Below are 12996 nucleotides of genomic sequence, written 5' to 3' on the forward strand. Positions count from 1 at the left end.
CCCTTGCGATTATAACGGGTCTACTTTCAGGCAGGAAACCGCATGTCGGAAACTGCCTTCCAGAACCGGTCGCGTTTTCGCACACTCCGGCCCGGCCATAGGGCATCGCGTACGGAAGACGCAGCCCGACGGCGGGTTAATCGGCGAGGGCAATTCCCCTTCCAGAAGCTGAATCGTTTTATTCTTTTCCAGATCGGGGTCGGGAATCGGCACCGCAGACATCAGCGCTTTGGTGTAAGGGTGCAGCGGGTTGTGGTACACCTCATCGTAGGTGCCCAGCTCCACGGCATGGCCCAGGTACATCACCAGCACGCGGTCGGAGATGTGTTTCACCACGGCCAGGTCATGCGCAATGAAGATCAGCGACAGCCCCATTTCACGCTGCAGCTTTTGCAGCAGGTTTACGACCTGAGCCTGAATGGACACGTCCAGGGCGGAAACTGGCTCATCACAGATGATCAGCTTCGGCTCCAGGATCAGCGCGCGCGCAATACCAATACGCTGGCACTGGCCACCGGAGAATTCGTGCGGATAGCGGTTGATGAGGTTAGGCAGCAGGCCCACTTTCATCATCATCGCCTTAACACGATCGCGAACTTCCTGACGCGGCATCTTCGGATGATAGGTACGCAGCGGCTCGGCGATAATCTCACCGATGGTCATACGCGGGTTCAGTGACGCCAGCGGATCCTGGAAAATCATCTGGATATCGCTGCGCACATCGCGCCACTCGTCCGGCTTCATGCCCAGCAGATCTCTACCCAGCCAGGCCACCTTGCCGCCGGTGGCTTTTACCAGACCGATAATCGCTCGCGCAAATGTCGATTTACCGCAGCCGGATTCGCCCACCACGCCCAGGGTTTCCCCTTCGTACAGGCGCAGCGTCACGCCATCCACCGCTTTCAGCGTCTTTGGCGGTTGCCAGAACCACTGTTTGCCGTCTTTGATGTCGAAATGCACTTTAAGGTCTGCGATTTCGAGCAGCACGTTGCGTTTTTCATCTAATGCGTTCATACCAGCTCCTCCTGCGGCTTAAAGCAGGCGCGCAGACGGCCTGGTGCAAACTCTTCCAGCGGCGGCGCGCTGTTGCAGATTTCCATCGCGTGCGGACAGCGCGGCTGGAACGGGCAGCCTTTCGGCAGGCGCAGCAGGTTTGGCGGGTTGCCCGGAATAGTAAGCAGCGCTTCCCCTTCCGCATCGAGACGCGGAACCGCATTCAGCAGGCCGATTGAATACGGATGCGCAGGCTGATAGAACACATCGCGCGCGTTTCCGTATTCCATGGTTCGACCGGCATACATCACCAGCACTTTGTCACAAATGCCCGCAACCACGCCCAGATCGTGGGTGATCATGATAATCGCCGTGTTGAACTCACGCTTAAGCTCGTTCAACAGGGTCATGATCTGCGCCTGAACGGTGACGTCCAGCGCGGTGGTGGGCTCATCGGCAATCAGCAGTTTTGGCCGGCACAGCAGCGCCATCGCAATCATCACGCGCTGACGCATACCGCCGGAGAACTCGTGCGGGAACATGCGCATACGCTTACGCGCTTCCGGCATTTTCACCGCATCCAGCATTTTAACGGACTCTTCAAAGGCTTCTGCTTTGCCCAGGCCTTTATGCAGCATCAGCACTTCCATCAGCTGCTCGCCAACGCGCATATACGGGTTAAGCGAGGTCATCGGATCCTGGAAAATCATCGAGATCTGTTCGGCGCGGAGCTTGTTCAGCGCGTGCTCCGGCAGGTTGAGGATTTCACGGCCGTTGAATTTTGCGGAACCGCCAATCACACCGTTCGATGCCAGCAGCCCCATCAACGCAAAGGCGGTCTGGGATTTACCCGATCCGGATTCACCCACGATCCCCAACGTTTCGCCCGCACGCAGGTTGAAGTTGAGATCGTTGACGGCGGTAACATCCCCGTCCGGCGTTTTAAAGGTCACGCGGAGGTCTTTCACATCCAGCAGAAGATTGCTCTGCTGTTGCGCCTGTGGCGCAGTGGCCGTTTCAATAATTGTCATGACGGCGCTCCTTAACGGTCTTTCGGGTCGAGGGCATCACGCAGGCCATCGCCGATAAAGTTAAAACAAAACAGGGTGACGACCAGGAAACCCGCCGGGTAAAGCAGCAGCCACGGTGAGACTTCCATTGAGTTTGCGCCATCGCTCAGCAGCGCGCCCCAGCTGCTCAGTGGTTCTTGCGTACCCAGCCCAAGGAAGCTCAGGAAGGATTCAAACAGAATCATGCTTGGTACCAGCAGTGAGGCGTACACCACCACCACGCCCAGCACGTTGGGAACGATATGACGAACCACGATATTTCCGGTAGAGACGCCCCCTACCTGCGCGGCCTCGATAAACTCTTTACGTTTAAGGCTCAGCGTCTGGCCGCGAACAATACGCGCCATGTCCAGCCAGGAAACCATCCCGATGGCCACAAAGATCAGCAGGATGTTCTGGCCGAAGAAGGTCACCAGCAGGATGACGAAGAACATAAACGGGAAGGAGTTCAGGATTTCCAACAGACGCATCATTACCGAGTCCACTTTGCCGCCAAGATAGCCGGAAAGTGAGCCGTAAAGCGTGCCCAGGATCACCGCCACCAGCGCGGCTGCGATACCCACCATCAGCGAGATACGGCCACCGATAGCGACGCGCACCAGCAGATCGCGTCCGGAAGAGTCCGTGCCAAAATAGTGGCCGGATTCCATATCCGGCGCGCTGGACATCATGCCCCAGTCGGTGTCGAAATAGGTAAATTGCGACAGCATCGGCGCCAGGGTCACAAACAGCGCGATAATTACCAGAACAACCAGACTGGCGACCGCTGCACGGTTGTGCATAAAGCGACGGCGCGCGTCCTGCCAGAGGCTACGGCCTTCTACTTCCAGTTTTTCACTGAAGTTTTCCAGCGCCTCGCTGTTTTTCTTACTCAACATCATGGCGTGCTCCAGCGTTAGTAACGGATTTTCGGATCGATGACGGCATACAGCACATCGACGATCGCGTTAAAGAGAATGGTCAGCGCACCGACGAGGATGGTCAGACTCAGCACCAGCGAATAGTCGCGGTTGAGCGCGCCGTTAACGAACAGCTGGCCAATGCCCGGCAGACCGTAGATCGTTTCGATAACCATTGAACCGGTGATGATCCCGACGAAGGCAGGCCCCATGTAGGAGAGCACGGGCAACAGCGCCGGCTTGAGCGCGTGGCGGAAAATAATCCGGCGCATCGGCAGCCCTTTTGCGCGCGCGGTACGAATGAAGTTCGAGTGCAGCACCTCAATCATTGAACCACGGGTGATACGCGCGATACTGGCGATGTACGCCAGGGATAATGCCACCATCGGTAAAATCATGAACTTTAATGCCCCGCCGTTCCAGCCGCCGCCAGGCAGCCACTTCAGCGTGATGGCAAATATCATTACCAGTAATGGCGCGACAACGAAGCTGGGTATAACTACCCCGGTCATCGCCACCCCCATTACGGCATAATCCCATTTGGTATTTTGTCTGAGCGCGGCGATAACGCCAGCGGCGACCCCGAAAACGACGGCCAGAATGAATGCCGCAGCACCCAATTTCGCCGAAACTGGGAAGCTGGACGCCACCAGGTCATTAACGGAATAGTCTTTATATTTAAATGACGGTCCAAAATCACCGTGGGCCAACTGCTTCAGATAATTGAAGTACTGGGTGGAGATAGGATCGTTTAAATGGTATTTCGCTTCGATATTCGCCATAACTTCTGGCGGCAGCGTACGCTCACCGGTAAATGGACTTCCCGGTGCAAGACGCATCATGAAGAAGGAAATCGTAATTAGAATAAAAAGCGTTGGAATCGCTTCAAGACAGCGACGCAGGATAAATTTCAACATTGCCCGTACCTTCTGGCGTGTGCCTATATAATGTGACGTTGGTTAGACACCGTGGGGCGAGCATGCTCGCCCCACTCATTGCCATTAATGCTTGATAATATACAAGTTTTTAACGTAGATATTATCCATCGGGTCTTTACCGGTATACCCACCTACCCACGGTTTCACCAGACGGGCGTTAACGTAGTAGTAAACCGGAACGATCGCGGAATCTTTATCCAGCTGCTGCTCAGCTTTAGAGTACAGTTCGGTACGCTGTGCTTCGTCAGTGGTTTTCAGCGTGTCAGCAATCAGCTTGTCAAACGCCGGGCTCTTATAGTGCGCGGTGTTGTTTGAGCTGTCGCTCAGCATGGTGTTCAGGAAGGAGGTCGGTTCGTTATAGTCCGCACACCAGCCTGCACGCGCCACATCAAAGGTGCCCTGATGACGGCTGTCGAGGAAGGTCTTCCACTCCTGGTTTTCCAGCTTCACGTTTGCGCCCAGGTTCTTTTTCCAGATTGAGGCAACGGCGATAGCCAGTTTTTTGTGCAGATCGGAGGTGTTGTACAGCAGGCTGAAGGTCAGCGGCTTGTCAGCGGTGTAGCCCGCTTCGGCCAGCAGTTTCTTCGCTTCTGCGTTACGCTGTTCCTGCGTTTCTTTGAACCATTCTGGCGCAGTCAGTTTTGCACCATCGGTGTATGGGGGGGTATAGCTGTACGCCGGCAGATCGCCCTGGTTTTTCACTTTGTTCACGATAATATCGCGATCCAGTGCCAGCTTCAGCGCAGTACGTACACGCACGTCGGTGAACGGTGCTTTCTGGTTGTTAATTTCGTAGTAATAGGTGCACAGGTACGGATCGACGTGAACTTCTTTCGGGATCTCTTTTTTCAGTTTCTGGAACAGTTCAATCGGCATGTTGTTATAGGTCATGTCGATTTCACCGCTGCGGTAGCGGTTAACGTCAGTCACTTCGGAAGAAATTGGCAGGTAGGTCACCTGGTTAATCACGGTTTTCGCGTTGTCCCAATACTGCGGGTTACGATCGAGAACCATGCGTTCGTTGACCACCCAGTCTTTCAGCTTATAGGCGCCGTTGGTCACGATGTTGGCAGGCTGCGTCCATTTTTCACCAAATTTCTCCACGGCGGATTTTGGTACCGGAGAGACGGACGGGTGAACCAGCAGCTTATAGAAGTACGGAACAGGTTCGCTCAACGTCACTTCAAAGGTGTTCGCATCAATCGCTTTGACGCCCAGGTCGGTAACCGGCTTTTTGCCCGCGATGATGTCATCAATATTGGCGATGTGGCCATATTGCAGGTAGCTCGCATACGGGGAGGCGGTGTTTGGGTTCGCCAGGCGCTGCCAGCTATAAACGAAATCTTCGGCCGTAACCGGGGTACCGTCGGACCATTTCGCATCTTTACGCAGATGGAAGGTCCAGACTTTGAAATCTTTGTTTTCCCATTTCTCTGCCACACCCGGTGCCGGGTGGCCGTCTACGTCCGTCACCAGTAGGCCTTCGAACAGGTCGCGGTTAACGTTAGACTCAGGAACACCTTCAATTTTGTGCGGATCAAGAGACTGAACTTCCGCACCGTTATTACGAACCAGCGTCTGCTTCTCGGCCAGTTGAACTCCTGCAGGAACGTCCGCAGCCATTGCAGCGTTGCCCGCGATTAGCGCAGTTAAAATCCCCGCCGCTACCAGATTTTTTTTTGTGATGATGGACATTGTGTTGGTACTCCACTCATTATAATTACTGGCCTTCGCCAGCTGTGTAATCCCCTGTTGGGGCCTGTACAGCGCAGGAGTTTTTTTTGCTGCTGTCAGGTTCTTCTTTTACTGCTTGCTATCACCGACTTTTTTTATTACTGACCGCTCGTATGGCCGTCTTGCGTCGATTCTTCACCGGCCTCCCCTGTCTGAGACCCGTGCTGGATATCTGAGAAGAGAACTATATGAAAATAATTCTCATCTGATTGTTTTATGCTGCAAAATATTAGGCCGGAAAGTATCAAATGGCGTAAACGCGCGCCAATACATTTTGCAAATTTGTTAAGCAATTCTCTTTTACGGTGAACACCGTATCTTTGGGGGCAGCCCTGCCAGACATCAAACACCATCAAAAACATATGATATTCAATATGATAGAGAGAATTTTCTCTATAAGCGCGTCGCTGCGCCATCATCGGGTGATTTTGTACAAAAATTTAACAACTGGTTATTATTTAGCACATTCATCTAAGGGAATGTTGAAATTACTAATATCATTTCGGTTATCTCTCAGCAAGCCCCAGAGTATCATGTGAGTAAAATAACAGAGCGATCGAAGGTTTTATGTGCAGGCGGGTTGAGGCGGAATTAATAACTTGTTGAAATACAAGAGATGAACATTATTAGTAGAATTTATTATGATATGTGAGCATTTCAACTTTAGTTATATGATTTGCTGATAATCACGTAAAAAAAAACGGAGCCGACGCTCCGTTCTTTCATATGAAATATTAGTGTAACAAGCCGGGGAAAATGCTTTTAATCCCCGTGACAATAAATTCTATCCCTAACGCCATCAACAGCAGGCCCATGATACGCGTAATGACGTTAATGCCCGTCTGCCCCAGCAAGCGCACCAGCCACGGCGCCATACGGAATACGCCCCAACAACAGAGCGCGAAAAGAGCGATGGCGACTGAAAAACCAATCAGATGCATCAGGCTATGGTAACGCGTGCCCCAGACAATGGTTGAACTGATAGCGCCAGGACCGGCCATGAGCGGTAATGCCAGAGGCACCACGCCGATGCTTTCCCGGATGGCGGTTTCTGATTTCTCCTGCTTGTTCTGTTTATCTTCACCCAGCTTCCCGCTGATCATGGACATGGCGATAGTCACCACCAGGATCCCACCCGCGATGCGGAAAGAATCGATCGAAATCCCGAAGAGCTGAAGAATGGCATCCCCCAGAAAAAGGGAGGTCAGCAATATGATAGCCACAGACAGGTTAGCGGTGAGGTTGGTCTTATTCCTGGCCGCTGCCGTCTGGTAACTCGTCATACTAATGAAGACAGGAATGATCCCCACCGGGTTGACCAGGGCAAACAAACCAATAAAAAATTTAAAGTACGTTGGAAAATCAAAGAGCGTTTGGATCACGTTTTGCTCCGCTTATACATATGCCCGGGACTGAGAATGTGTCATGAGAAATCGCGCTGAAGATACCCTTTTTATCAGCATACTTCACTTGAAATCTGTGCCAAAACGTTATCATTTCAGGATGTTAAACATATGTATAATCAATGATAGCGCCACTTCCAATACTTACGTAATTATTTAACACTGGAAAAATCACAACAAAATAACCCTGCTGAAAGGTATCAGCTTGGTGAAAAATTGACGCAGATCATGATTTCGGTACTCAGAAGTGAGTAATCTTGGTTACGCCCCCAGGGAGATCGCCTGACAAAAATGGATGATGCTAAGGTAAGGCTCTTTTAGTAAATTAGTGTGCTGAAGCAGAAAGTAACTCTTTGTTTTACTTTGTGTTACGCAAGTGGTATCGGCTCTGACTATACTGAGTGACGTATCGAGCGCTGGTTTACTAAAAGAGTTTAAACATTATCAGGAGAGCATTATGGCTGTTACTAATATCGCTGAACTGAACGCCCTCGTCGAGCGCGTTAAAAAAGCCCAGCGTGAATATGCCAATTTCACCCAAGAACAGGTTGATAAAATCTTCCGCGCGGCCGCACTGGCTGCTGCAGATGCTCGAATTCCTCTCGCTAAAATGGCCGTTGCCGAATCCGGCATGGGTATCGTTGAAGATAAAGTGATCAAAAACCACTTTGCTTCAGAGTATATCTACAACGCCTATAAAGATGAGAAAACCTGTGGCGTGCTGTCTGAAGACGACACCTTCGGTACTATCACCATCGCTGAACCTATCGGCATTATCTGCGGTATTGTTCCGACAACTAACCCAACCTCTACTGCTATCTTCAAATCGCTGATTAGCCTGAAGACCCGTAACGCAATCATCTTCTCTCCACACCCACGTGCGAAAGACGCGACCAACAAAGCTGCGGATATCGTCCTGCAGGCCGCTATCGCTGCCGGCGCACCAAAAGACCTGATTGGCTGGATCGACCAACCTTCTGTAGAGCTGTCCAACGCGCTGATGCATCACCCGGACATTAACCTGATCCTGGCGACCGGCGGTCCTGGCATGGTTAAGGCAGCATACAGCTCCGGTAAACCTGCTATCGGTGTGGGTGCAGGTAACACACCTGTTGTGATCGATGAAACTGCTGACATCAAACGCGCTGTTGCTTCCGTACTGATGTCTAAAACCTTCGATAACGGCGTTATCTGTGCATCCGAACAGTCTGTTGTTGTCGTAGACTCCGTTTACGACGCCGTTCGTGAACGTTTCGCCAGCCACGGCGGCTACCTGCTGCAGGGCAAAGAGCTGAAAGCGGTTCAGGACATCATCCTGAAAAATGGCGCGCTGAACGCCGCTATCGTAGGTCAGCCAGCATACAAAATTGCAGAACTTGCAGGCTTTACCGTTCCGGCAACAACCAAAATCCTGATCGGTGAAGTGAAAGTTGTCGACGAAAGCGAGCCGTTTGCACACGAAAAACTGTCTCCTACGCTGGCAATGTACCGTGCGAAAGATTTCGAAGACGCGGTAGAAAAAGCCGAGAAACTGGTTGCCATGGGCGGTATCGGTCACACGTCTTGCCTGTACACCGACCAGGATAACCAGCCAGAACGCGTCGCTCACTTCGGTCAGATGATGAAAACTGCGCGTATCCTGATCAACACCCCTGCTTCCCAGGGTGGTATCGGTGACCTTTACAACTTCAAACTCGCACCTTCCCTGACTCTGGGTTGTGGTTCCTGGGGTGGTAACTCCATCTCTGAAAACGTTGGTCCAAAACACCTGATCAACAAGAAAACCGTTGCTAAGCGAGCTGAAAACATGTTGTGGCACAAACTTCCGAAATCTATCTACTTCCGCCGTGGCTCTCTGCCAATCGCGCTGGATGAAGTGATTACTGATGGCCACAAACGTGCGCTCATCGTGACTGACCGTTTCCTGTTCAACAACGGCTACGCTGACCAGATCACCTCTGTGCTGAAAGCGGCTGGCGTTGAAACTGAAGTGTTCTTTGAAGTTGAAGCTGACCCTACCCTGAGCGTTGTGCGTAAAGGTGCTGAGCTGGCTAACTCCTTCAAGCCTGATGTGATTATCGCCCTGGGTGGTGGTTCCCCAATGGATGCCGCGAAAATCATGTGGGTTATGTACGAACATCCGGAAACCCACTTCGAAGAGCTGGCGCTGCGCTTTATGGACATCCGTAAACGTATCTACAAGTTCCCGAAAATGGGCGTGAAAGCGAAGATGATCGCGGTAACGACCACTTCCGGTACCGGTTCAGAAGTTACACCGTTTGCGGTTGTAACGGATGATGCAACGGGTCAGAAATATCCACTGGCTGACTATGCACTGACGCCAGATATGGCTATCGTTGATGCGAACCTGGTCATGGAGATGCCTAAGTCACTCTGTGCGTTCGGTGGTCTGGATGCCGTGACTCACGCCCTGGAAGCATATGTTTCTGTCCTGGCGTCTGAGTTCTCTGACGGTCAGGCTCTGCAGGCGCTTAAGCTGCTGAAAGAAAACCTGCCAGCATCTTACAACGAAGGTTCTAAAAACCCGGTTGCTCGTGAACGCGTTCACAGTGCAGCAACTATCGCCGGTATCGCGTTTGCTAACGCCTTCCTGGGTGTTTGCCACTCAATGGCGCACAAGCTGGGCTCACAGTTCCACATTCCTCACGGTCTGGCGAACGCCCTGTTGATCAGCAACGTTATCCGTTATAACGCGAACGACAACCCAACCAAGCAGACTGCTTTCAGCCAGTACGACCGTCCGCAAGCACGTCGTCGTTATGCTGAGATCGCTGACCATCTTGGTCTGAGCGCACCGGGCGACCGTACTGCTGCGAAGATTGAGAAACTGCTGGCATGGCTGGAAAGCCTCAAAGCCGAGCTGGGTATTCCTAAATCTATCCGCGAAGCAGGCGTTCAGGAAGCTGACTTCCTCGCTCACGTAGATAAGCTGTCTGAAGATGCGTTCGATGACCAGTGTACTGGTGCTAACCCGCGCTACCCGCTGATCTCCGAGCTGAAACAGATTCTGCTGGATACCTTCTACGGCCGTGAGTTCAAAGAAAACGACGTTGCCGCTGTGAAAACAGAAGCTCCAGTTATTAAAGCTGACAAGAAAGCGAAGAAAAGCGCTTAACTGACAGTCTAATAATAAAAACCCGCCTGTATGGCGGGTTTTTTTATGTCTGAATAATCCGAATAATAAAGCTGACGTTACTTTCTGTTGTCGTGCTGAATCGCCGTCAGTGAGCCTACAGACAACGCCTCTTTATAATGCTTACGACAGACCGAAACATAGCGTTCATTCCCGCCTATCACCACCTGCTCGCCATCTGCATAAGGTTTTCCAGCCTGGTCGAGACGAAGCACCATACTGGCTTTGCGGCCGCAAAAACAGATCGTTTTCAGTTCAACAAGCTTATCTGACCAGGCGAGCAAATACTGACTGCCGGCAAAGAGCTCACCGCGAAAATCCGTGCGCAGCCCGTAACAAAGAACGGGGATATCGAGCTCATCGACCACCTCTGACAGCGCATGCACCTGTTCACGAGTCAGGAACTGGCTCTCATCCACCAGGACACAGTGTATGGGCTGAGCGGCATGCGCTGTACGAATGTCCTCATACAGGTCAGTTTTCGGGTTAAACAGCCTGGCCGGCGACGAGAGGCCTATTCTGGAACTCACCTTCCCTGCACCAAAGCGATCGTCTATCTCAGCCGTATAAACAACGGTACGCATCCCTCGTTCCTGGTAATTGTACGAGGACTGCAGCAATGCGGTGGATTTCCCGGCATTCATTGCCGAATAGTAGAAATAAAGTTGTGCCATTGGCCGTAAAACCCTAATCAATGTGTAATATTCCCAATGATTGATTGTACCATATTTTGTCGGGTCATCAGCGATACAGCGCACACACGATGCGGTTCGCAGCTGAAATCCGGGCCTTCTGTTTTCAAAAATAATCCGTTAAAACAGGAAGTAAACTCATTTTGCCAGGCCAATATGTTATAAGTTCCACCAAACATAACACTTCTTTTTATAGTGGAATCACCGTTCATTAAAATTCACTATTTATTAACTATTTCTGTCTTAACATCACTGATGGGAACTAATACGAAAGGCTGATATTTCTCCACCGCAACTATAATTCCTGCGGTAAATGTCACAAAAAAAAGATGCAAGCGACCGGGTTAAGCAGGTTTACGTGATAACAAGCGAGACTGTCGGGTGATGAAATTTAAGTTAGCGTAATTAATAATAGCGGCATTATTTAGTATTTTTTGAATTCCTTACATTCCTGGCTATTGCACAACTGAATTTATGGCTCTATTATTAGGTCAACAAACCACCCCCCATTATAAGTTTGAGATTACTACAATGAGCGAAGCACTTAAAATTCTGAACAACATCCGTACTCTTCGTGCGCAGGCAAGAGAATGCACCCTCGAAACGCTTGAAGAAATGCTGGAAAAATTAGAAGTTGTAGTTAATGAACGTCGCGAAGAAGAAAGCGCTGCTGCTGCTGAAATCGAAGAGCGTACTCGTAAACTGCAGCAATATCGTGAAATGCTGATTGCTGATGGTATCGATCCAAATGAATTGCTGAACAGCATGGCTGCAGCTAAAACTGGTACTAAAGCTAAGCGTGCTGCCCGTCCTGCTAAATATAGCTACGTTGACGAGAACGGCGAAACTAAAACCTGGACTGGCCAGGGTCGTACTCCTGCTGTTATCAAGAAAGCCATGGATGAGCAAGGTAAACAGCTGGATGACTTCCTGATCAAGGATTAATCAAGCCGCATTCAGAAAAATCCCGCATAATGCGGGATTTTTTTTAACCAAAATTTATCGCAAACATCCCCTTACACTCTGTCATAAAGCGTTATTCAGCTATTTCAGGGCGCTTACTTTCAGGCAGGCTTCCGGTGTGTTATGGGCATAAAAAAACCGGTGGGCAACGCCTCACCGGTTTCTAACATCTGCTGTCGTGGCTTATTTCTTAATACCTGCGCTCTCTTTGAGCCAGGCTTTAAATTCTTCGCCAAGGGTATTGTGGCGAATGCCATATTCAACAAATGCCTGCATATAACCGAGCTTATTACCGCAGTCATGGCTCTTACCTTTCATATGGTAAGCCTCAACGGTCTCTTTCTCGATCAGCATATCGATGGCATCCGTCAGTTGGATCTCGTCACCTGCTCCTGGAGGCGTTTTCGCCAGCAGAGGCCAGATTTCAGCGCTCAGGACATAGCGACCTACTACGGCCAGGTTTGAAGGCGCTACGTCGGCTTTAGGCTTCTCTACCACGCCAATCATCGGGACACTTTCACCCGGGTTAAGGTTAACGCCTTTGCAGTCAACCACACCGTAAGCCGTCACGTCTTCTACAGGCTCAACCATGATCTGGCTGCTGCCTGTTTCGTCAAAACGTTTGATCATCTCAGCCAGATTATCCTGAGAAAGATCGGATTCGTATTCGTCCAGAATAACGTCAGGCAGAATTACCGCCACAGGCTCATCACCCACAACAGGATGTGCACAAAGCACAGCGTGGCCCAGACCTTTAGCCAGCCCCTGACGAACCTGCATAATGGTAACGTGCGGAGGGCAAATAGACTGAACTTCTTCTAACAGCTGACGCTTAACGCGTTTTTCCAGCATGGCTTCAAGTTCAAAGCTTGTATCGAAATGGTTTTCGATAGAGTTTTTTGATGAATGTGTAACCAGCACAATTTCTGTGATGCCGGCAGCGATACATTCATTAACGACATACTGGATTAATGGCTTATCAACCAGAGGCAGCATTTCTTTCGGAATCGCCTTAGTTGCTGGTAACATCCTGGTCCCCAATCCCGCTACCGGGATGACGGCCTTTCTGACTTTCGAATTTAGGGCAGCCATTCAAATTCTCCTGAGCTGTTCAAGTTTTGAACTTTTATGCAATAAATAACGCGTTAAG

General features: G+C 50.7%; 10 protein-coding genes. 2 read left to right on the forward strand and 8 right to left on the reverse strand.

The annotated features are described in order from the left end of the window. Positions 1 to 9 precede the first annotated feature (9 nt). The 6 genes from oppF to AC3WOK_RS06695 all read right to left on the reverse strand — a co-directional run bounded on the left by oppF (position 10) and on the right by AC3WOK_RS06695 (position 7016). Positions 10 to 1014, reverse strand: a complete 1005-nt coding sequence (gene oppF, locus AC3WOK_RS06670; RefSeq protein ID WP_492354204.1) for a murein tripeptide/oligopeptide ABC transporter ATP-binding protein OppF — start codon at positions 1012 to 1014, stop codon at positions 10 to 12. Then, positions 1011 to 2024, reverse strand: coding sequence for an ABC transporter ATP-binding protein (locus tag AC3WOK_RS06675; RefSeq protein WP_047348246.1), 1014 nt, complete (start codon positions 2022 to 2024; stop codon positions 1011 to 1013). Before AC3WOK_RS06675 ends, oppF begins: the two co-directional genes overlap by 4 nt. Before the next feature lie 11 nt (positions 2025 to 2035). Beyond that, positions 2036 to 2944, reverse strand: a complete 909-nt coding sequence (gene oppC, locus AC3WOK_RS06680; RefSeq protein WP_047348245.1) for an oligopeptide ABC transporter permease OppC — start codon at positions 2942 to 2944, stop codon at positions 2036 to 2038. A 14-nt stretch (positions 2945 to 2958) separates the two neighbouring features. Beyond that, a complete protein-coding gene (gene oppB, locus AC3WOK_RS06685; protein WP_047348244.1) occupies positions 2959 to 3879 on the reverse strand; it encodes an oligopeptide ABC transporter permease OppB in 921 nt (306 codons plus the stop codon). 84 nt (positions 3880 to 3963) lie between these two features. Beyond that, on the reverse strand, positions 3964 to 5595 hold the full coding sequence (gene oppA / locus AC3WOK_RS06690) for an oligopeptide ABC transporter substrate-binding protein OppA (protein ID WP_059311605.1): 1632 nt from the start codon (positions 5593 to 5595) through the stop codon (positions 3964 to 3966). Between the two features lie 773 nt (positions 5596 to 6368). Continuing rightward, on the reverse strand, positions 6369 to 7016 hold the full coding sequence (locus AC3WOK_RS06695; protein ID WP_023312098.1) for a YchE family NAAT transporter: 648 nt from the start codon (positions 7014 to 7016) through the stop codon (positions 6369 to 6371). Between the two features lie 478 nt (positions 7017 to 7494). Here AC3WOK_RS06695 and adhE point away from each other — a divergent pair, with 478 nt between their 5' ends. Then, entirely contained in the window at positions 7495 to 10173 is a 2679-nt protein-coding gene (adhE, locus tag AC3WOK_RS06700) for a bifunctional acetaldehyde-CoA/alcohol dehydrogenase (protein ID WP_047348241.1), read from the forward strand. A 77-nt stretch (positions 10174 to 10250) separates the two neighbouring features. Here the strand turns inward: adhE and tdk are convergent, their stop codons facing one another. Beyond that, complete coding sequence (gene tdk, locus AC3WOK_RS06705) at positions 10251 to 10865, reverse strand: thymidine kinase (protein ID WP_059311608.1); 615 nt, start codon at positions 10863 to 10865, stop codon at positions 10251 to 10253. Between the two features lie 549 nt (positions 10866 to 11414). Here tdk and hns point away from each other — a divergent pair. Then, entirely contained in the window at positions 11415 to 11828 is a 414-nt protein-coding gene (gene hns / locus AC3WOK_RS06710) for a histone-like nucleoid-structuring protein H-NS (RefSeq protein ID WP_008502781.1), read from the forward strand. 201 nt (positions 11829 to 12029) lie between these two features. Here the strand turns inward: hns and galU are convergent, their stop codons facing one another. Further along, on the reverse strand, positions 12030 to 12938 hold the full coding sequence (gene galU / locus AC3WOK_RS06715; protein WP_047348239.1) for a UTP--glucose-1-phosphate uridylyltransferase GalU: 909 nt from the start codon (positions 12936 to 12938) through the stop codon (positions 12030 to 12032). Positions 12939 to 12996 lie beyond the last annotated feature (58 nt).

It is taken from the genome of Enterobacter sp. FW301-JW81 (assembly GCF_058788735.1).

Bases quoted from the DNA above. Each gene is read 5' to 3' on its own strand.
- adhE (WP_047348241.1), top strand. From the start codon at position 7,495: ATGGCTGTTACTAATATCGCTGAACTGAACGCCCTCGTCGAGCGCGTT.
- oppC (WP_047348245.1), bottom strand. From the start codon at position 2,944: ATGATGTTGAGTAAGAAAAACAGCGAGGCGCTGGAAAACTTCAGTGAA.
- oppB (WP_047348244.1), bottom strand. From the start codon at position 3,879: ATGTTGAAATTTATCCTGCGTCGCTGTCTTGAAGCGATTCCAACGCTT.
- oppF (WP_492354204.1), bottom strand. From the start codon at position 1,014: ATGAACGCATTAGATGAAAAACGCAACGTGCTGCTCGAAATCGCAGAC.
- tdk (WP_059311608.1), bottom strand. From the start codon at position 10,865: ATGGCACAACTTTATTTCTACTATTCGGCAATGAATGCCGGGAAATCC.
- hns (WP_008502781.1), top strand. From the start codon at position 11,415: ATGAGCGAAGCACTTAAAATTCTGAACAACATCCGTACTCTTCGTGCG.
- AC3WOK_RS06675 (WP_047348246.1), bottom strand. From the start codon at position 2,024: ATGACAATTATTGAAACGGCCACTGCGCCACAGGCGCAACAGCAGAGC.
- oppA (WP_059311605.1), bottom strand. From the start codon at position 5,595: ATGTCCATCATCACAAAAAAAAATCTGGTAGCGGCGGGGATTTTAACT.
- galU (WP_047348239.1), bottom strand. From the start codon at position 12,938: ATGGCTGCCCTAAATTCGAAAGTCAGAAAGGCCGTCATCCCGGTAGCG.